General features: G+C 38.5%; 14 protein-coding genes and 1 tRNA gene. 1 reads left to right on the forward strand and 14 read right to left on the reverse strand.

Going from position 1 to position 22,347, the window contains the following annotated elements; genetic code table 11:
• Positions 1–26: 26 nt before the first annotated feature.
• The 13 genes from Q0874_RS11415 to Q0874_RS11475 all read right to left on the reverse strand — a co-directional run bounded on the left by Q0874_RS11415 (position 27) and on the right by Q0874_RS11475 (position 16,491).
• Complete coding sequence (locus Q0874_RS11415) at positions 27–653, reverse strand: potassium channel family protein (RefSeq protein ID WP_299163310.1); 627 nt, start codon at positions 651–653, stop codon at positions 27–29.
• A gap of 75 nt (positions 654–728) precedes the next feature.
• Complete coding sequence (locus Q0874_RS11420) at positions 729–1,337, reverse strand: hypothetical protein (protein WP_299163313.1); 609 nt, start codon at positions 1,335–1,337, stop codon at positions 729–731.
• 89 nt (positions 1,338–1,426) lie between these two features.
• Positions 1,427–2,281 carry a hypothetical protein gene (locus tag Q0874_RS11425; RefSeq protein WP_299163316.1) on the reverse strand — a complete coding sequence of 285 codons (855 nt, stop codon included), beginning with the start codon at positions 2,279–2,281 and terminating at the stop codon, positions 1,427–1,429.
• 88 nt (positions 2,282–2,369) lie between these two features.
• Positions 2,370–3,212: a hypothetical protein gene (locus Q0874_RS11430; RefSeq protein ID WP_299163319.1), complete on the reverse strand. Its 843-nt coding sequence runs from the start codon at positions 3,210–3,212 to the stop codon at positions 2,370–2,372.
• 10 nt (positions 3,213–3,222) lie between these two features.
• Positions 3,223–3,729: a hypothetical protein gene (locus tag Q0874_RS11435; RefSeq protein WP_299163321.1), complete on the reverse strand. Its 507-nt coding sequence runs from the start codon at positions 3,727–3,729 to the stop codon at positions 3,223–3,225.
• A 468-nt stretch (positions 3,730–4,197) separates the two neighbouring features.
• Entirely contained in the window at positions 4,198–5,760 is a 1,563-nt protein-coding gene (locus Q0874_RS11440; RefSeq protein ID WP_299163323.1) for an arylsulfatase, read from the reverse strand.
• A gap of 311 nt (positions 5,761–6,071) precedes the next feature.
• Entirely contained in the window at positions 6,072–6,596 is a 525-nt protein-coding gene (locus Q0874_RS11445; RefSeq protein ID WP_299163326.1) for a hypothetical protein, read from the reverse strand.
• Between the two features lie 203 nt (positions 6,597–6,799).
• Positions 6,800–9,964 carry an AsmA-like C-terminal region-containing protein gene (locus tag Q0874_RS11450; protein WP_299163328.1) on the reverse strand — a complete coding sequence of 1,055 codons (3,165 nt, stop codon included), beginning with the start codon at positions 9,962–9,964 and terminating at the stop codon, positions 6,800–6,802.
• Positions 9,965–10,058: 94 nt separating this feature from the next.
• Positions 10,059–10,994 carry a transporter gene (locus Q0874_RS11455; protein WP_299163331.1) on the reverse strand — a complete coding sequence of 312 codons (936 nt, stop codon included), beginning with the start codon at positions 10,992–10,994 and terminating at the stop codon, positions 10,059–10,061.
• Positions 10,995–11,266: 272 nt separating this feature from the next.
• Positions 11,267–11,848, reverse strand: coding sequence for a hypothetical protein (locus tag Q0874_RS11460; RefSeq protein WP_299163334.1), 582 nt, complete (start codon positions 11,846–11,848; stop codon positions 11,267–11,269).
• Between the two features lie 202 nt (positions 11,849–12,050).
• Positions 12,051–13,214 (reverse strand): squalene synthase, encoded by a 1,164-nt coding sequence (locus tag Q0874_RS11465; RefSeq protein ID WP_299163336.1) that lies wholly within the window; start codon positions 13,212–13,214, stop codon positions 12,051–12,053.
• Positions 13,215–13,250: 36 nt separating this feature from the next.
• Complete coding sequence (locus Q0874_RS11470; RefSeq protein ID WP_299163338.1) at positions 13,251–13,961, reverse strand: outer membrane lipoprotein-sorting protein; 711 nt, start codon at positions 13,959–13,961, stop codon at positions 13,251–13,253.
• 289 nt (positions 13,962–14,250) lie between these two features.
• Positions 14,251–16,491, reverse strand: a complete 2,241-nt coding sequence (locus tag Q0874_RS11475; protein ID WP_299163340.1) for an MMPL family transporter — start codon at positions 16,489–16,491, stop codon at positions 14,251–14,253.
• Positions 16,492–16,995: 504 nt separating this feature from the next.
• Here Q0874_RS11475 and Q0874_RS11480 point away from each other — a divergent pair.
• Positions 16,996–17,069, forward strand: a tRNA-Arg gene (locus tag Q0874_RS11480).
• A gap of 584 nt (positions 17,070–17,653) precedes the next feature.
• Here the strand turns inward: Q0874_RS11480 and Q0874_RS11485 are convergent.
• Positions 17,654–21,763, reverse strand: coding sequence for an FG-GAP-like repeat-containing protein (locus Q0874_RS11485; protein WP_299163343.1), 4,110 nt, complete (start codon positions 21,761–21,763; stop codon positions 17,654–17,656).
• Between the last annotated feature and the right edge of the window lie 584 nt (positions 21,764–22,347).

Consider the following 22,347-nt stretch of genomic DNA (forward strand, 5'->3'; position numbering starts at 1 on the left):
GGAGACCTAAATATAATTATATTATCCTAATTCTTGCTGGCATATTTCCCGACCAATATGGCTACAACAACCGCCACATAGAATTGACCCGTAACTGCAATAAGCATAGCCAAAGACTGAGCCAAAGGGAGTTGAGGTGTAATATCTCCGTAGCCGGCTGTAGTTAAGGTTATGAGCGTGTAATAAACCAATTCCATATCAGAATTACCACTTGAGTTGAATGAGCCGGGAATGTACAGATCACAAAAAGCCACCAGGCTCATAAACATAATTCCCAATAATAAATATCCGTTTAAGGCATTTACCAGCGTATAAATTGTGACATTCTTTTGATGCATCATATGTCTGATAACATAACCTACAAGAAATATTATAAAAAGATTCGTGGTTAATTCCGCTAAATAATGTACATATATTAAATCAATTGCCCGTGTTGCCAGTTCAATCAGGATGGCAACAAATGCCATAAACATTACTTTCCTGGAGATCGGGTATGATGCTAAAAAAATGATTAATAAAAAAAGGATTATGGAAAGTGCGTTGGAGGAAAACTCAATAACAGGCATAATAAAAACAAATATAAAACAAGCCAACAACAGCAATATTGCCGATTTGTTTTTATCCTTGATTGTAATACCTATATTTTCGAGCATCTCCCTACTAGTTTTCCGGTTTTTTTGTCTGTATTCTTCACCTATGCCAAAATAACTTCTATTTATTCTTATTAACTATTTATTTTTTGGTTTTAATAACCATATAAATACGGGAGGAAGAACAAACCAGGCAAGAGTCCAGACAAGAGGCCCCACAAAGGCAAGCCCAACATTTACAACTGCTGTAAGAGGTTCCATTAGGTTGTCTTTTGCAATAGCTTTAACCTGCTCCTGGTCTATTTCTTCACGTATCAGTTTATTTTTTGCAGCGTACATCCAGGCACCAATACTGGTAAACCCTGCAAGGGCAAGACATCCGGCCTGAAGTGCCGGTGATGATTTACTTACCAAAGCCGGGTCGGCAATAGCAAAATACACAAACAATACCACCAGGAACAACTGAACCAGAGAGAGTAAGGCGTGCACCCCATTAGTTTTTATAAGGTTTTTAAAGAGGTTATTATTCTGATTCCAGTACAACAATGCCAGCCCGCCACCTATAAAAATTCTCAGTAATTCTGAACGGTTGTCTACCATATGACTTAACAGACCCAAAGGTTTGTGTGTCCACTCCATGTCTTCAAAGGTGGGCAGGTAGTTGATTATCAAGTGGAAAAATAAGAGGGCATATACCACATCTATAAACCTGCTTAATCTTTGTAAATAAACTGTCTCTGGCTTCATCTTTTATTGATTTGTTATATTTCGTGTAAGTAATAAATCATACAAGTACTATTTCTGTGGCTTTTGCGCGCTTATGGTTTAAGAATTAATTAAAGAACAAACTCAACTAAGAAACGTAAATCATACACCGTTCCCTTGGTAGGTCTAATAACGTTCTTAAAGAACTGCAGACCCAGATTCAATGTAGTTTTTTTTCCAAGCGGTATCTGGTATTGGCCACCTCCACCCAACGGCAAGTAAACCTTTTCGCCCGCCGGTTTGTCCCAATACACCGAAACACCATAGGGCATATAAATGAGATCAAAGCGTTCCACCACATTAAACACTACAAAGGGTTTAATCATTAACATGTTTACTGCTTTTAAATCAGATGGGCCTGCTACTGACCATACCTGCAGCGCAATTGCCCCTGCAAACCAGCGACCACTCTCAAATTCATAATCAATGCTGGGTCCTAAAGAAAATTTACCACTTCCAAGGGTTTTATCAGAAGCTGTTGGAAACATTGCGGCAAAACCACCTGTTAAGTGGTGCTTCCCATGATGGGCTCCTTTCCTCGAAAACCAAAAGCCCATTAATAAATCATTAATGCCGTCCGCAGGAACAATTTCATCTGTTGTTTCTTCAGGATTACCATTTGGCTGTCCGGGGATCGCCCTGGGGTAAGAATCGACCTCAAAATAGGATATATTTTTAATCTCATATTTTCCGATATTCAGGTAACTCTCAAATTCTATTCCCAAGGTCTTGGCATCATCACCGGGATCGTTTAAAAAACTAAAAAACGGCCAGGTACGTTGAGAACCTAATCTATAGAAAGTTTCATTGCTCTCCGTTTCCTGTTCCTTTAAATGATCTCTTTCGCCTTTGGTTTCGACCTGCCCAAATATACCGATGTGCGTGAATAACATTAAAGACCATAAAACAGCTAATTTGATTTTCATATTCATATTCATTTGGATATTATAATAGGACTATATTATTTCCTTGGGTTATAATTTTATTAACAGCCAGGTCTAATTATTGATTTTATTATTTGCCTCCACCCACCGGCATAGTATAAGTAAAATTAAGGCGAAAAGAACTCTGAACCGCCGGGCCCTGCCAGTTTTTGTAAATCGCACTGGTTTGGTATTCGACATAGGCATTTATAGAACCTTTAGCCATCACCCATACCTTACCGAATCTAAGTCCTATGGGCAGGTAAAACCCTTTGGTGTTCCAATCGTAAAGAGCCACCATATCGCCGTTACCCGCGTAGTATCCCGAATCTCCGAAACGGTAATTAAGGAAGGGGGCAATACCCAGCGGATTTGCGTCTGAAGTTCCCGCCGGAAGCATTCCGGGATCTATAGAGCGAAAGGATTGGGTAAGCAAAACCCCGTAGAACCACAGTCCGGAATTATTAACAAGAGCTCCTGAAAGTCCATACCCCCATTCATCCTTTGCCACATCTTTATTTCCAGGCAATGTAACCATTGGGCCTATACCGGCCCTACCGGTTCCCCAGTCGCTAAATCTTGGAATGATTAACGCAAAGATCTCGGTATTTCCAAATCCGGATTTCCCGTTATTTACATCTTCATAATGCCGGATGGTTACCCTTGGAAGAATCGTAAGGCCTTTTAAGGGTATAGGAGCAACAATTCGCAGTTGTACATAGTTGTCGAGCCCTGCTCGTCTGGGTGTCCCATTTACTATATCGCTATAATAATTTGGCATAAATTGATAAGCAAACTGGAAACTCCATTGGGTGGCTGTGGCATCCAATGCTTTGGAAGCATCGTCCTGTATCGGTTTTACATTCTCCTCGGTATCCTGAGCCATTACAGGTATGGCCAGCATTATGGCCCAAATAAATAATAATTTTCTCATAGTAACTTTTTTAATTATTTAATGGTATGTCTTCATTTATAGGTCTTTTAATAGAAATTATATTATAATTGAATAATCCCTTTAGCTTTTCCCAGAAGTCACCTCCCAGGATAAATAAACTCAACAGTAGCATCAAATCGGCACCAATAATACTTCTTAGCGGCATATTATTAAAAAAGGAAAAATAATGGGCCAAATAAGGTTGGAAAAAGCCGAGAATAATGGGTGCTACGAAAAAAACTACCCCAATAAAGTGCCGCGTCTTACCAACCTTTTGGGGAGATATGATCGTAATAATTTTCACGGCTTTATCTTTAAGATACAGATACCCGCTTTTCCCCATAATTGCAACGGCCACAAGCATAAATATTTCAGGGATACCAAAAGCCAGCAACCCACTTAAAACACTTTTAAAAGTGCCTGATAAATGTGAATTAAGTACTGCCGGGATCAGCAATGGACTTAAGAAGCCAGAAACTAAAACAACTGCACCAGTAATTATCCTATATTTTTTCATTTTCTATTGGCTCTTGAAGTTTATTTATTAAATATCTACAAGTTTAACCTCCATTTTGTAGCATATGTTCCGAATCCTTGCTCAAAAGTATACCCAAAGGACATAAATAAACCCCAATTTTTCCCCTGGCACATTCAAGACTCATTTTTTGCTTGTAGTGTCATGTATTACGTATGGTTATGATATAATAAAATGTATTCGGGAATTACTTTGCTCTTTGTACTAAAAGCATCTTAAATAAGAACGACAAGATAAATCCATACCGTTATTTGTCAGATCAAGGAAAAATAGCATCTAGACAGGGTGCTCCGATACTTCCGAAACACCCCTTTTTATCTATTCTCCAATCTTTTTTGGTTCAATTTACTGCTAATCTTCTATAAAAAGGTATACAGATCTACGACCATACCAGATGTGTTTAATTTCACACCTCATAAAAGTTATTTTTGAAATTCCATTACTTACAACCTAGCGGCTTGTTGGTATCATTTCATTCACCTGTTTTTCGATAGTGCTCAGACTCCAATCCCCTGGCACCTGGCTAGGAGGAAACTCTTTGAAGGTATTTAGGAAATTCAGAGCGTAATACTGCATACCCCCCAACATATAAACACGATCTACATACCAGTCCCAATATGTATTAGAGCCTTCCAGAGCTTTCTCAAACGGGTCACGTCTTAAGTTAAACAGGTACGGGCCCCTGAGTTCTACAAAAGGCTCAAACCATAGTGCAAGTTTGTTTTCACGCTGAACGCGGAACATCGCTTTCCAATCTCCATAGCGAAGTGCGGTGATTTCTCCTGCATCACTTACATAAATAAAGCCCTTGCGTGCAGATTCCTCAGATTTCCCCATCAGATAGTCCAACTGGTTCACTCCATCAATATAATTCTTGTACTGTCTTCCATTAAGTGTGACCCCTTTTTTGAGTTGATCAGCAATGTCATCGGCACCCGCAACAGCTGCAAATGTAGGTAGCCAATCTTCATGAGAAAAGATCCCGTTCAGGGTTTTCCCGGCAGGAAATTTCCCGGGCCATTTGATGAAGGCAGGTGACCGGAATGCCCCCTCCCAACTAGTATTCTTTTCCCCGTGGAATGGAGTTGTACCGGCGTCTGGCCAGGTATTGAAGTGAGGTCCGTTATCAGTGGAATAAAAAACGATGGTATTGTCTGCAATACCAAGCTCATCCAGATAATCCAAAAGCTGGCCCACATGCATATCATGTTCGATCATCCCGTCCGTGTATTCATCATTACCGGAGTGGCGACGTTCTTCCTTTACATGAGTACGGAAGTGCATACGGGTTCCGTTCCACCAGGTGAAGAAGGGTTTCCCGGCATCAACTTGTTCCTTGATAAACCGCTTGGCCACAGTTACTGTTTCGTCATCAATGGATTCCATGCGTTTCTTGGTAAGAGGTCCGGTATCCTCAATCCGCTGTCCACCTTTACCGTCAGCCCAACTATGGATAACACCCCTGGGCCCGAAAACCTCTTCGAATTTCTTTCCATTGGCCAGCACCAAATCATGGGGATAGTCTTCATTTTCTGGTTCTTCCTCCGCATTCAAATGGTACAAGTTTCCAAGGAATTCATCAAACCCATGCATCGTTGGCAAATGTTCATCCCGGTCTCCCTGGTGGTTTTTACCAAACTGTCCGGTGGCATAGCCCAGGCTTTTCATCACTGTGGCTATAGTTACATCCGTTTTTTGCCAGCCTTGTGGAGCATTGGGCATCCCTACTTTTGTCATACCCGTACGAACTGGCACATTGCCTCCCAAGAATGCCGCACGACCGGCGGTACAGCTCTGCTGGGAATAATAATCGGTAAAGGCAATACCTTCTTTTGCAACCCGGTCGATATTTGGAGTCTTAAACCCCATCATCCCATGGTTGTTATGACTTATATTCCAATATCCGATATCATCACCCCAAATGACAAGGATATTGGGTTTTTCGTTTTTTTGCGCAAAGACTGCCACGCAAAATAGCAATAGAATTGTCGTTGCTAAATATCCTTTTCTCATAATAAATTTGATTTTTGTTAATAGTTCTCGTTATAAATGTTTATGAAGTATAAATCTATTGATTTTTGTAACAAATCTTAGGGTATTCAATGTATTTATTAAAGTTTTTAATTTCGCTAGATCATGTAAATACCCTTGCTGAATATGGCCAGGTACTTTAAACGCACCTGTCAGGTTTGTGAAAATATGGCACTACAGGTCCTTTTTCATTTTCTCTCTGCTATTCCAGTTTCGAACAAATTAGCTTTGGGATCTACGTATAAAATAATTTACCACAAAATACAGCGCTATCTATACCTTTTCCGGTAATCTTAGAATCCCTTAGTTACACCAATACCAAAGGAATATGTACCATATTCCTTTTTAAAATCATAGCTAAAAACCGGTGCTAAACCCCAATTTTGGCCAAGTTCAAATTCATAATCCGTACTTGCTCTTAATATGAATAAATTCTTATTCTTTTCAAACTCAACTCCGGGTCCTGTAAAAATACTCCAGCCTTTTAATAACCTATATCCGATAACCAGACCAGTCACAAATGCAGCTTCCCTCTTAAGGTTTTCCCCTTGAAATTCTACCACGTATTTACCTAATTCAATATCCACAACTACTCCAAGCTTCCATTTTGGATTAAAATGATAGTAATAATCCGCCCCAATGGTAGCTAAATTTTGAGATCTTAATGTTTCCCCATCTTCAATAGCCTTAGGTATATGTGTCACCCCAACTAAGATGGCAACATTATGTTTTATTTCCTTTTCCTCCTCCATTTCCTGGGCCTGAATTGGCATCAGACCGAGGAGAAACAGCAGAAAGGTGAGTAAAATAAATTTCATAAATGATCTTTTTGATAAATATTAAATAAAAGTTAAAATTAACAAAAATCACTGCAAGTTTAAGCATCTATGTTCCAAATTTCCTACTAAACTTGCTATTGGTTTTTATTACAAAAGGTGGGCATTTAAACTTTAGCCAATAAATACCTGGTGGAATATTTTATTTTTTCCCAATAGTTTAAAGCCCGAGAGGGCTTATCGGATTATTTTATCGGAATTGGATGAAGAACTTCCCCCTGGTAAACAGGTTCACATTTGTCCCCCACGACAGAATTTATAAAGTTAATAACAGATCCAAGCAGCGTTTTGGCGATTTTTAAATTGCCGGATTTTACACTACCCATTTTACCATAAATGCGCTGCTCCATTAGGCTGCAGCCCTTTTTATCAAGAACATAGGCGGTAAAGCCGGGGATGGAATCATTTATAAAATCAAATTCACCCTCAAATGCAAGCCGGTTGGATGATGTACTAAATGCAGCATCCTCTGTTTTTAAAACCCCATGATCAACACTCCAACGGGTAATTACCTTAGAAACATATGTCTTGTCCTCCGGTTTCAGATCAGCAGTGGCAATAAGACTAGTAAAATTTGCTCCTTTTGTTACAGCAATACCAATAGGTCCTGCTAGTACAATGGCGCTGACATCTGCCAGGTTAAACTTTTGAGTGCGTTGGTATTTTCGCAGGAGATTATCAATATCAATACCATAAAGAATTAAAGAATCGCCCGTCATATTCACGGTACCCCTCAGATTTGTGCTCACTTCTTCCCAATTGGTGCCACTTCCTGTGAATTGTAAAGAAGCATTCAATGTTCCTTCCATAAGCTTCCTGTCAGTATAATCTTCAAGGACAGATTCGATGGAGATATCTACCAGATCATACGTGAATTCAAAATCTGGAGGAGTCTTCGCAATGTCTAAAAATAAGGATCCTTTATCCTGATTACCCGATTCTCTTAAACTTGAAAAGTCCAAATTAAATTGGTCATTTGCCGCATTAAAATCAATGTCAATAGGAATTTTAGGAATACTTGATGTATTAATGGCATCAGCATGCAGTTTCCCTGTTAAGGCTTCAATGCCCACAATCCTGTAGGAACCGGGAAAATGTTTAAAGCGAAGACTATCTAATTTCAAACTGAGATTATTAACCTCATAAGATGTCGAATCAGCTAACCTTAAAATAATATTGCTATTAGTAATGGCCGTTTTTCGCAAGGCAAAAGGAACTGTTTCTAGTACTCCTGATACATTTAAATTGCCATTCACTATAGTCAATTTATCCGCACTAATATTTTTTGCATTTAACAAATCGCCGTCATTCATTTCTCTGATCAGATCTGATACGTATTCCTCAGGGATATTATTTAGTTTCAGCTCCGCATTTACATCCAATGTACGGAAATCATCAGGGATCACAACATTCCCCAATATATCGGCAGATCCAATTGGAAGTTCCGCATGAAGTCCAGGGATAGCTACGTTAAATCCAGTTTGGGTCTCACTAAACTTAATAAGGCCTTCCAGTTTTGATAGCCCCGGGAGTTTATCCAGCTCAAAGGACATATGTTGGAGCTCTATATTGAGTGAGGGAAAATATGAATCATAAGCATCATTATCGCTGCCGGTTACTTTTACTTTCGTCTCGAAATAACGTATACGGTCATTTATCAAGGCAGTGGAATTTGGATTTAAAATGAAATGGGAAGTGTATAATTGAGACGACTTTACTTCAAGATCTGCCTCAAGTTCCTGCTCTTTATTAAAAAGAAAATGATACAGGTTCTTAATCCTGCCATTGATCGTCATATTGCTGCTATCATATTCCATACTTAGGTTGTTCAGGCTTACCTCATTTCGGCTTTCACTAATAGTACCCTTGAACTTACTGATTGTTTTTTCAGAGGGGTTGTATTTGAACCCTATATCTTTCATTTGCAAAGACCAGCTTCCAATACTGTCCATCTGGAGCTTATTATCAAGATTTAACAAGCCATCAAAGTCTGAAGTGAAATTGATCTTACCTTTAAGGGAGTCGATACTTGAAAATTGAAAAATATCGTCATAACCATCCAAATCCAGTGCTATATTTACGTTACTTTTTAAATATGGGTGCTGGAAATTCTTCACAAAGAAATTTCCGGAAACAGAACCTCCGGGAGTCTCACCTCTTAAATTGCGTAAAGAGAGAATTGCAGTTGAAAAATCAGCGGCTTCACCGGTATGTAATTCCCCGTCAAAACCGACATTATTAAAATTCCCCTTTCCGGCCGGGCCTTTCATACTAAGATCCTTTACACCAAAATTCAAATCAATTTTTGGGAAATTATCTTCCATTTTGCCCTTTATCTGACCGTTTAAAACAATATCGGCATTTTGAATCGATGACATATTCTGTTCCAGTATATCTTCCTGGATTAATTTCGAAAGGAAAGCCATATCGTTAGATGAAGCATCAAATTGCATATCAATGTAGTTGCCATTCTTGTGGTTATAAGTCCCTTTAATGTCTACTGAAACATTTTCAAAGTTCAAAGCTCCTTTATGAATGACAATTTGTTGAGAAGCATCGATATAATCCAAATTGAGTGAAAGTGATGCCGGTCTTTGCTCTGCAATAGAAGGTAATTTTGCGCTTTTGGTTATTTCAAATGAAGTTTCAATATCGCAGGATATTCCCTGGGTATTTAATAAGATCGTACCATCGAGGGAAGCCAGTTGTACCTCGGAAGAATGTTTTTCACCGGGGTTATTATACTTCAAAGTTATATTGTCAAGATCAATTGCTTTTAGATCAATCACAAGTAGTTTCTTCCCGGCTTCTGGTTTCTTTTGATTTTCGGAAGTTTTGCTTTTTTTTGGTTTCGACACCTTGAGGGCAGTCGAATCTAAATTAATATTTGCTATAGGGAGGTTCTGCGGCTTGGAAAATGCTTTTTCCAGATTAGTTTTATTGTCCTCGTACATAAACAGATCCAAGACCCCCTCTTCTATACTTATGGTTGTAACCTTTAAGTTTTTATTTCTGATTAGTTCCCAGGGAGCGAAATCGAGATAGATATTCTCAGCATACAATATGGGCGACTGGTCTTTTTCTCTAAGGGAATCTTTTTTCTCATAGAAATTTATATGCCTGAGCCTTACACTAATATTTGGAAAGTGCTGAAAAAGGACCATTTCAATATCTTCAATTTCCAAGTCTCCATATTCAATTTCTGCAATATAATCCTGAATCTGCGACACCATAAAACCTTTGACATCCTTGTAGAACAGGAATCCCAAAAAAATGCATAAGACTATTAGTATGCCCAACGCAATCAATATTCTTTTGACTATTTTAATCAAAAATGATTTTGTAAACATTAAGGCATAATTAATTTTAATAGGTGTAATTTATAAAAATAGTTAATTGAAAAAGGCTGCTACATGATATTAGTCAATGAAGAACACAATTTCACTACTTCTTCTTCAATTTCCCCGGCGACTTATCCAACCACGAGTACACATACGAAACACCAAATACATCAAAATCACTGCCTTGCTGAAATCGGATTCCTGAAGCCGCGGTAAATTTTAAAGTATGACTGGGGTTTATAGGCAATGAATAGGTTATACCAAGCCTAAGTTGAGAAATAGTGGCATCTCTTCTTATATCATTTATAAAAGATTCAGCACCATAACCGTAACCAAAGGAGAGGGCAAGCCACATCCCTTTTTTCTTAAAGGACCTTATAATATTTCCCTTGGCGACCCATAGCGCAGATTGAGACAAGGTATTATCGCCCAGAAACTCTTTGTTATCTGAAAATAGCCAGGCACCTACATAGGCCTCCAAAACCCAATTATCCAAATTATGAGAAAGGCCATAAACTGCCCTAAGACTCCATCGGTTGGAACCTAAGTTTGGAAGTTGTTCCTTTTTATAATTACCGGTTGGAATTACCAGCTGAAGCGCCAATCCTGTAATGGTTTTTTGCTTATACTCTGAAAAATCTTTAGCGTTAATAGAGGGGGCGCCGGTGAGATTAACCGAGGCCCTTATCCTTAAATCTCCAAATCCCGTATACGAATCTTCAAAAGAAGTGTTTTGAAAAATACCTGTAAAATCTCCTCCTGCAAAGGGTAGTATAACATCTACCTTTCCTGATTTACCAAAAAAATCAATAGCTCTTACATAGGCCAAAATTAAGGTATTGATTTGCCCATCAAAGTCTTCCAAAGGCAAAGAGGGGTCCAGAAGGGTGTTTCCCGAGGCATAAGCATAGGCTAATCCAACAAAATTAAGCTCTTTAGGTAAATTAGTAAGGGCTCGTGGTTCAAGCTCCTGAGAATATCCACAATTAAATATTACAGGGGAAAGAACTAAAATAATTAGAAGGATTTTAAAGCGCACTTTCCCTATTAGTTGATCGGTCAAGAATAATTCAAAAAATAAATATTACCGGATGGAAGACTTAAACTTCCAAATAAAAATGTATATCAAGAAATTCTAAAGTACAAGTTCCTATATAAAATGGCAAAAACAAAATGATGAAACCGCATAAATTAAATAGACATTAAACCCACTGAAGATATCATGTGAAAATGATGGCGAAGCACAAAAAAAAGGGGGAATGCAAACCACTCCCCCTTTTTCAATTCCAAAATATTTTTAACTGAATTCGCTTATTCAACTTTCGTCAAAGAAACGGCTATGGCCTCTGCATAAGTCAATATCACAACTTGTCCAATATGCAGCTTTTCCATAAATGCCGCATCCGTCATCGGTATAGTTAAATAATTTCCATTAGGGCCCTCTACCGTAGCCATCATCTGCGGTCTGTTAAGTATTTCAATAGTTACAATAGCTTTAACCATTTCTCCTACTGCCGCTGCGGGAGCTTCACCTGCAGGAGCCTTGTCTTCCCCTTCTAAAACAACAAATGGTTCTGCCAATTCTGTAGCAGTTGGGGTTCGAAACTCAGCTTTTAAATACGTATAATAGTCAAAAGTAATTACATCACCAACTGTGATTTCATCAAACCTTTTAACCTCCGGGCCGGCTGTAACAGTAACCAGTTCTCCATTAGCCCCTTTTAGGGTTACATCGCGGGTTTCTTTAACAATATCCGTGACTGTTCCCTGCATACTTACAAGACTTAATCTTTCTCTTGGTTCTATGGTACTATCAAGATCCTGCGCTAATAAAGGATACGTTAAAAATGTACAAAAGAATAAAGCAATGGCATAAAATTTAAATGTTTTCATAAAATGTAAGTTTTAATTTTTTTACCGGAGTATTGCCTTAGTGCAATTCCGGTATTTAGTGTTTAGCGGCAAAAGTAAATTTTTTATTTCCTTCGGTAAAGAATCTTTGTCATTAAATGTTTTCAGTGTTTTATTATATGCTACACAATAAAACCTAATTCTAAAAATTCGTGCTTACCGAGCTGAAATTCGGCATAAAAACCTAGGCGATTTCGTGGGACTTATGAGCCTCGGCCAGGGCCAGTTCACAATAGGCATTTATTTTCTGTACTAATTCTAAAGTTTCTTCAGAATTAGGATATCCATGAGGGATTTTTTTGGCGATCGCAGAGGCCATCTCTTTGTAAACCTTCACTACCTCCATTATAGAACCGGCACTTAGAATCAGTTTTGCAGCAAGTCCTTTTCTGATTTTTACATTTTCAGTAAAAACCTTCTGATTATTATATACTTCGGCAAGTGTAGCTATAGCCATAACCTGAGGTATTGCACAGAATCTGAATACACGTTCGTTTCTTAATATTTTTAAGTAAGCAAGGCAGTCCGTGGCATGAGAAAGCGCATCATTTACCATATGATTAAGACCGGAGACAGATTCTAATTTTCCCGGATGTAATGAAAAACCTTCAACTTTTGGACTATATAAGGTCCATACTTCTTCAGGCCAAAAGATTCTGTTTTCGTCCAGGTCTTCTTTATAGTCCCTTACAATATTCGTTTTCTGCAAAAAGAGGCCCATGGAGTTAGCGAGCATTTTCTGCGATTCCAATTCCTTGCTCTCTATTTCGGAAGCTGCAAAAAGTTCAGATAACCCTATTCCAACCAATCCCGCAACATAATGGCAGTAAAGATTGTAGTCTTCCAAAGTGGTTATCTCAGTCTCTGCAAAATCTGCCATTCCTGCACCCATTTTTTGGCAGATATCTGTTATAATGTTTTGGTATTTTACGTCCAGTACTAAAAATGCCTCTATTACCTTATCATAATTGGCGAGCAGATCTCGATATTCTTCTTTGTCGCCTACATTGTCAAGTTTCCACCCCTGCTCGACATTTTTTGTATAAAACTCCCGAAGCAGATTAATTTTAGTATCCTGAGCCAAATCCATATCATCTTCTATAGAGTCAAGCGCTCTTAAGATCAGATAGAAAAGGCAAACAACGTCCCTTACCTCATCCGGTAATTGGCGAATAACCGCGGCAAATGATCTTGATACCTTATCTAGTGTATTATAGCAATAGGCAAGGTTGCTATCCTTTATTATCTTACCATTTTTATGTTGACCAATAATTTTCTTACGCCCAAATTTGAGCTTTAAAAGCGCAGCCATCTCCTCCGGTTTTAAAATAGATTTCTTTATTGACATGATAAGTTGTTTTGCTTGGCCTAAGCCTATTTCTATTTAGTTGATAACTGGTTCAATACTAAAATTTTCTTCTTTTAAATCGGGCCTGGCTTTAATTTTCAAAACTTTTATTTCATTGTGCTTAGCTTTTTTAAGGTCCTTATTCACCATAAACATGGGTTGGATTTTTCCTTTGAGCTGCCCAATTGCCTGAAAATCGGAATAGGTTGTAATACTTTTTTCCGTTCCGTCTTTGTCATAGGCTATAATTTTTAAAATACGATACGTATTTTCTTCAATTAAATATTCGGTTTCACCATTTTCCAAGTCTAAAACATCATTTACCTGCAATTTATAACAGGATTTTCCCTCAAACTCTTCATTCCCTTTAAAATCGAAACTCAATTGATTCCGATCCTTCGAGGTGTAATTGGAAATAGACACTCCAGAATTAACTAAATCCATATTTTTGGAAGTAGCCTTCATCTTTCTGATTTTTCCATTTGCCGGAGTAAATATTTCTATCAATCCTGGTTCATCGGGATAACTCGTTATAACAATGGTAATCCCTTTTAACTTATCAGGATGTTGAATTACAGTTTTAGTCTTTTCTACCTCTCCTAATTTCCCAATAAGCACATTGTATTGTTTGTCTTTTGACTTCCCATTACTGGTTATCTCCTTTATCTCCAGTGATAGTTCCAAATTTTCAGTTAAAAGCTGATCTGCCGCTTTTCCAAAAATTTCGGCAGCATTATTCTGACCCATAACGGGCGAATAAAATGCTAAGAAACATACTATTAATTTAAGCTTTAACATAGAGCGCAATATTACCAATTTTTTAAATAAAACTGGTACTCATCCCATTATTATATAGAAAAGTAGTGTATCCCATTCTCTGCATATAGTTATTATAAACGTATTAATTATTCAATAAAGATACTCTCAATCAAAAAAACAGTCAATACCTCAAAAGAGGCATGATAGGCGGTGTAAGGCAAATTTGGTAAAAAGGGCATTCTTTACAGATTATGATACCTTTTAATAAATACAATTACTATTCCAAAAACCGGGGTTTTGTTAAAATTACTATGGCTGGAACCAAAAAAAGTGAACTAATCAGGCAAGTTGTTATAGAGATAACTATCAAGGCACCAAAAAACTTTAAAGGGGTGAAATTGGATAAAATAAGTGGCATAAAGCCAACTATAACAGAAAGTGCATTAATGATTATTCCTCTGCCCGATGTGTTAAGTGTTATGCGCACTGCGTTCTTATGATCATGCCCTTTAGATCGTTCTGTTTTAAAGCGCCATAAAAAGTGAATAGTATAGTCCACTCCTACCCCAATCATAATTGAAGATAATAAGGCTGTGGCTATGTCTAAGGCTATTCCAAATATCCCCATTAATCCAAACAGCACAACAATGGCAATGGTAATCGGCAAAGTGGAGAGCAATCCGGCCCTGGGGGAATGAAACACCAAACTCAAAATGATAAAAACCACGGCCAGGGCAAATATCAACGATTTAATCTGACCCCAAACGACCATATCGGCCAGTTCAATTTCTGTAAGCCCGGCTCCGGCAGCAAATTGAACATTAGGATCATCCTTTGTAAGTGCATTAAGTTTTTGCAGTACCCTTTTATTGGCACTATTGCTGCCATCTTTAAGACTTATCAGGATTCTCGCATTTTCGTAATTGTAGTCCAGGTATTGAGAAATATCATCTTCATTCCCTCCCAGCGAAAAGACTTCAATTAGCTGGTATATCTCATCTGATGTTGCCGGAATTTCATCATAACCCTCTTCTGTGGGTTCATAAAATCCTTTGCTTAGTTCTTTTACCAGTGACACCGGAGAACTAACCAGACCCACCGCAGGGTCTTTTATAATTTCTTTTTCGTACATCTCCATACGTTTCATCACCTCCGTGGAGAGCACATCGCCTGAAAAAAGTAAAGAGATAAACTGTGAGCCCCCAAATTTTTCATTTATCAATTTTGTAGAACGACCTACTTCGGACTTAGCAGAAAAATAACTTTCAACATTGGTATCAACTTTTAATAAAAATACCCCGATTACCCCAATCACTGCCACGATCACGGAAATTGTAATAATCTTTTTTGGATGTAAGGTTACCCAATTACCCATATTACTTAGCCATCTATCCAAGATGGGTGCCTTTTTCTGTTCCGTACCTGTATCCCTGCGCTTTGGTTTAAAAAATGAGAGCATTGCCGGCAGAAACCAAAGACTCAATAGTAACGCAAACCCGATTCCAATAGCAGTTAGCACCCCTAATTCGGCCGCCGGCATCATGGTGTGACTTAGCAAACCCAGTATTCCCCCTATGGTAGTTATACCGGTTATAAATATGGGCTTTTTAAGGTCGATGTAAATTTGCTTACAAATTTGTTTCATGGTAAGTGATTCCTCACCTCTCGCCAATTCCTGATAATGTGCTATCAGGTGAATCCCATAATCGTTGGCAATTGCGATGATCATGATGGGCATTAAAATGCTGAAAAGCGAAATCTTCCATCCTAAGAAAGCCATCAAACCAAAAGAGAGAATAATGCTCATAAGAACGATCAGAAAGGGCATAAACACCCCTTTCCACTCGCGAAATGAAAAGTATAACATAAAGACCATGAGAAACATGGCAATGGGAAGTAGTACAACCAAATCATTCAGTATATTTCCCTCAATAGAATAGCGGATAAAAGGTAAACCTCCTAAAAGGACTTCTTCCGTTCCCGGATGATCGGTTACAATTCCCTTTATTTCATCTATAATTATATCGGGAGTTTTGGTGTTTTTTATGAGCACCAAAGATACAAGGCTAAAATCTTCAGAAAAAAACCGGTTAGTCATACTATTGGCAGCAATTCTTTTCTTTAACAACTCAAAATCGGCTTGATTGTCCGGAATTTCTTCAAAGAAAGGTGTCATTGACATTAATCCGTCGTCAATAGAAATTTCCTGCGCAGTAAATGGAGAAATAATACGATCTAAACCTTCCAGTTCACTCAAATTGGTTGCAAGTGATTCAAGTCTTTTTAAGGTAGCTGCATTAACAACATCCTCAGAATGGAGCATTAACAAGATCATCTCACTTCCCCCAAAAATACTATCCAGCTCTTTTAAGTAAACCTTGTTTTTTATGGTATCGGGTACATAATCATCCACATTGGAATTTACCTGAAGCCGTGGAATTAAAAACAAGGAAAGCAGAGTGATAACCATTGCGGTTATTACAATAAGAGAGCGATACTTAATAATTTTATCTTGCATTATGTAAAATCAGATATTTCTGAAAAAACAGACAAAAATCAATCTCCATACTTTAGAAAGAGAAAGAAATTGTATAGTAATAAATGTTTTAATTCCAGGAGATAAATGTAATTTATTTCTAAAACAAAAACCCTAAATCTGAGGATTTCTATGGCACAAAATTATACCAGATAGCGATTCCAATCAGGCTAAATTTCCGACATCAGTTAAAAGTCAATCCCCTATTCAAGTTACTTTTGCTTATAAATGCCGGGACTGAGCAATTAGTTTTGTGGTTCATAATATATTTTTCGCAGATCTTTTTGCAATAGGTTAATATATAAACAGATATTATGCCTTTTTGTATTCGTTAAATATTGCTGGCAATAAGTTTTATTCTAAACAATACATTAGTATATTTGCCCCGCAAAATAATCGAGTATTTTGCAGGGTTGCGTAGCTTCCTCCTCTTCCTGTGCCAAGGCTTTGGTGGATACTGTGGAAAGAAGCTTCTACCCGCATCATGGTCGCGTAGCTCAGCTGGATAGAGCATCTGCCTTCTAAGCAGACGGTCACAGGTTCGAATCCTGTCGCGATCACTTAAAGCGTAAAATCCATCACCTGGGTGATGGATTTTTGTTTTATAAAAGGATGGAAAGCGCATGGCTTTTCAATCCTGGAATAAAATAAAAAAACTGCGCGAGCGGTTGGACTTTACATTTTCACCCGGGGTTACAAAGGAAAACCGTCTTTGTCCTCCATAGCGTAGCGAAGAAGGAAGGTAATCCTGCTTGCGCTAAAAATATATATTTTGAAGCTTGTAGTAAAACAGACCCAGTTGTGCCAACAACTGTACTTTCTATTTTCCGGCGGGAGGTCCAAAGATCATGAGCCCCGATAGTTATCGGGGTGAATGCTTCTGATCAGCCTAAAAAGGCGAAGCCTTTTGGAGTTTTTTATTTGCAACATTGAGCAAGAAGGATCACGAATGCTAGCGAGTAATCTTGTTAATAAATTAGAGCAAAAGGCCAACGTGCCTGCTGGCCCTTCACTATCATCCCGATAACTATCGGGAGTCACGAGACCTTTGACAATTGTTCAGTCCCCTGTCGCGATCACTTAAAGCAGAAAGTCCATAACGCAAGTAATGGCTTTTTTGTTTGGAAATGCTAAACTACATGGATTAACTGGAAACAATTACTTTAAACTGGGAAGTGGATTCTCCATCCCTGATTTTTATAAAATAAACTCCATTGCTTAGGAAAGACAGGTCCAGAGGGTTTTTACCCTTAAATTGTTTCACCAATTGTCCTGCAATAGTATAAACTTCAATCAAACTTTTATCTGAAATCCCCGGTAGATTTAGATATTTAGATGTTGGGTTGGGATATGCTATTATTTTGTCCGTAAAAGATATTAATTCCAAATATTCACCTTCACAGGGCAGACTGGATTTCAAACTTACGAGATCGCCATTATTCAAAGGGATACTAAATTGTTTATTTTCAAATGTCCCTTTTACCTCATTATTCACGGTCAACACAAAAGGCGGGGTACCGGTATCAATGTCGAAATAGGTTTTAGAGGATAATCCCTGAAATTCTGTCTTTGCCGTAACATCTAATGGTTGTACTTCCGGGATGTTTAAGTTATAACACTGTTCAATTGTAGGCTCATTTTCAACTCTTAAACACATAGTATACATCCCAGGTGCTAGATTTTCAATTATAATTTCCCGGTTAAAAAAGTATTCCTGACCGTTAATCAGAGCGACATAATTGTAATACTCTTCAGCATCAATAGAAATGGCCCCATCATTTAGATCCAGACAACTTTCGCCAATAGTCTTAACAAGAAAATTATCCGGTTTCAAATTAACCAGGCCCTCAAAATATTCCTGAGCCAAACCAAATGCTTCCTTACCGATTTTCTCGCCAATTTTGCGCCCCGGAATGTCATCTATAGGAGGGTGAATGCCTCCCCAAATACGGGATAAACTGGTCTGGTCCGAGGCATCTCTATAAGTAGCCCATTGCAAGGTTAAGTTTTCACTGGGGCCATTTTCAAAAACTAAAAAATTATTCTGTTCAATATCAAAGATTCCCAGGCCTCCCGGAAAATAGGGATCACCTGTAAGCAGGGTGAGTACCTCTGCGGCGGCACGCGAAAAAGTGGAATGCCCGGAAAGATAACCTGCAAAAGGTGGTGTTACGAATGTAGGGCGCTGATAAGGCCACCAGCGCGTTCCCAGGATCCAGTCAACTCCTGCGATATCTGTGGATGCGTTATTAATGAAATCTGGCCCTTTCCATGCGTATATTTTAATTTTTCCCACGTTAACATCTCCAACTCCCGCCAGGGGATCACCACTTTCAATCAATTCAATTCTCCCGGGAATAAGGGGCAATCCTTGTGGATGATAACCTGGAAGTGAGGCATTAGTGCTTTGACCATTAGAAGCCATATAGCGAATAGCTGAAATTGGCCGGATATAATCATAATAACCTTTAATTCCCCAGGCGTTTACAGCAGCATCGTGCATTGCGCCTCCCAGTGCTAAATAAGATTTTACATCCCACTCTAAATCACTAACCACTGAACCTTCGCCCCCAAACTGTTTTACTGTTTCCGGATGATCGCTTACATAATTTAAAATCGTGAACCAATGTCCGGGAGGAGTTTCTGAATCCGGGCCATCTGCCCAAAATTCTGCAAGAACCCTGGCGTAATCGGCTCTTTTAACCAGTTGCGGTACATAAGGTGCCTGTGTTGTGGGGTTTAAATCATGCCCCATACCAATATCACCTCCTTCCATAAAGTCATAAAAAGACTGGTATTCCTCAAACGTTTCAGGGTACAAGGCAATATCCACATTACCCAGAGCTCCTGGTGAAATATCTATTAAAGTGGGGTCGTTAGGGTCCAAATGCGAAGACCAGGACGCTACCAATGCAAAATGCCATTTGTAAGGATCGGTAAAGCCATCTTCAGAGGAATTACTGATTCCCGGAGGACCTCCCGGATTATTGTAGATATAACTATCAAAACCATTGTTTAAAATCTCCAAATCTGAAGATTTGAGTGCAAACGGAGTAACTTTCCCCCATTCCGGGCTTAAAAATTCAGGGACAGCCCCTTCAATCAAATTTCCACTCTGATCTATAAAACTTTCAAAAGCAAGCGGCTGCCATCGGTTAGGGTTGTTTAATTCATAAACGTCTAAATAATTTTCTAAAGAAAGCGGACTATTAACCGGGTTATAGTCTTGATTCTCATAGCTATTTTCTTCATTAGCACCGTCCTGATAGCCAAATTCTATAAGTTTTTCCGCCAGATAATTACCTAATGCTGCATAAGACCCGGACGAGTAATCTATGTCTTTAAAGGTGGGATCATAACCTAATTCTGTAAACAATGCGTTAAATTTTTGCAATGCATAAACTGCTCTGGGAGAATCAGAGAATCTGTGCGAAAGCAGGCGATATAAGGCATAGCTTAATACTTCATGCCTGGCAGCTTCTAGGTCCACGGGGGGTAGTATTCCCTCAAAGCCACAGTAAAAGTCGTTAAAGGTCTTTCCAAGGAATACGGTTTCAGCAGTATCGTCAAACAAGGCCCAGGCATCATACATGGCCAGTGAACTATGAAAAAGATTACGGGCATGAACTGTAGGCCGAGCCAGATCCAGGCGTATGCCATCTAATAATACCTCATTCCAATGGCGTGCAATGGACCAATCCGGATTAAGAGTTCCACCTCCATTTCCCCCACCATTTGGGTTTCCGTTGTTTTCAACTGGACTGGACCCTTCCACAAGCGTTATTAATTGGTTAGACGTCACATTTTCAAAACGATCTTTTAAGCCGCTTAGCCAGGTAACCTCTACATAATCTACCTCAGTCGCCGCTCCTATGCCAAAAAATTCTGAAAGGCTGTTCTGGCTGATAAAGCCTTCGCCGCACATGGTATATCTATAATATACCTGTTCTCCTACTCCTATTTCAATATAAGACCCAATACCCATTCGGTTGCTCTGAGTACCCTGAAGTTTTATTTTTAGCCAGTTATTTTGTGTCACTGTCTGGTTTACCCATAAGTCTATAGGCTGGTTCTCAATATTCACCACCGCAATATCAGGTAAGCCATCGTTCTGTATATCTCCAATGGCATTTCCATGACTGGTTCTGATATTATTCATAAAACCTGTATTGGAAGGTATTGTATAATTACCGATGCCATTGTTTTCATAATATGCAGATGGAGGCCGGCCATCAGAACCATCTAGCTGGCTACTCACAAATAAATCAAGGTCACCATCATTCTCACTATCTAAAAAGACAGCGCCCCAACCATAGCCATCATAACGAGTACCATTGTTCTGTGCTATATTGCTAAAAGTACCATCTCCATTGTTTAATAAAAATGCATTTCCCAGCACGCTGCCAGATAAAGCCGGCGGGTAAATGTTGGTAACGTAAATATCCAGCCATCCGTCATTGTTATAATCTTCTACCGTGGTTGACATGGCATCCATAAAGAGATCCATGCCAGAGGCACTACTTACATCCTGAAAGGTTCCGTTACCTCTGTTTCTGTATAAGATATTAGGCAATTCGTCTTTGTCATTAGCCAGAAAAAGGTCCTGAAACCCATCTCGATCATAATCAATGAATGCCGCACTTTGGGTAAGATAACCTTGTGATGCCAGGCCAGCAGATAGCGTAACATCTGTAAACGTGCCATTATTTTCATTGCGGTAAAGTAGATTATAATTTATCCTTTCTGGATCTCTTACAGAGAGAAATACATCAAGGTCACCATCATTATCATAATCTCCCCAGGAAACTCCCCAGTATTGGGAGGCTTGAGTGGCGATTCCTGAAGCAGCGAGGATATCCGTGAAATTATTACCCCCATCATTCCTGTAAAACCAACATCTGCCCTGTTCACTGGTAGCGAAAAAATCATTGTCACCGTCATTATCGAAGTCCACCCATAAAACCTGGCGGGTATATATTCCTTCGCTACTAATGGGTAGTTCAATGATTTCAAACTGCCCTCCAGTATTCCGTAGAAATTGAAAATCCCGGTTCGCAGAGGCCGGTATAGTAATATCGTCCCAGCCGTCATTATCAAAATCCATAAAAGAGATACCCGGGCCATGAAAAGAAGGTATTGATCCGTAAATCACTTCTTCATTTACCAATTCAGTTAAGTTTTCCTCAAAAAAAACCTGGCTATTACCGAGAAAGCACCAAAACTGCAGTAAAAGGGGGATTATTAATTTCCTCATCGAGCTCTTTCCAAATCTATTCAAAGATATAATATTACTAATTACTCATCATTATCTCATTATTCCTAACTTCTTCACATAGCAGCCTTTAATAAAAGGTCTAAAGCATTTAAAAGTGTTCCTAAAATTCATAACTTTCTAAAAGTTGGTTCCCTATCCGCGATTGACTATTGTAATTTTAAGATGAGAAGATGTCCGCCACTTTCAATTAACAGCTTCAACATGTTTTTTTATTTTTCTCCTTTTGTGTGATTTAAAGGAGGCCTGTAAGAATTTTAATTGTCGCAATAATGCAAAGAACATAATTTTCAAACCCATTTTTTTGCATTATGCTAAAAATGTTTTAATACAATGTCATTTACCCTAAAAATAAGACATTACATCCCCTTCTAGAAAGAATAAATTATAATAACCGAATTTTATTAATATCTTGGACCCATTCAATCCTCCCTGGATTTTGCCTGCATTTGTCATCGTAATATGATAATGAAATTTAATTGTATCTTAGTCCTACCTCTAAGCTATTTTTAAAATTACTCAAGAGCAATTCCTGTTAGCTTTTATTAGAAAATAATTTCTCTTAA

Source organism: uncultured Eudoraea sp., assembly GCF_947490415.1.
Lineage (GTDB): Bacteria > Bacteroidota > Bacteroidia > Flavobacteriales > Flavobacteriaceae > Eudoraea.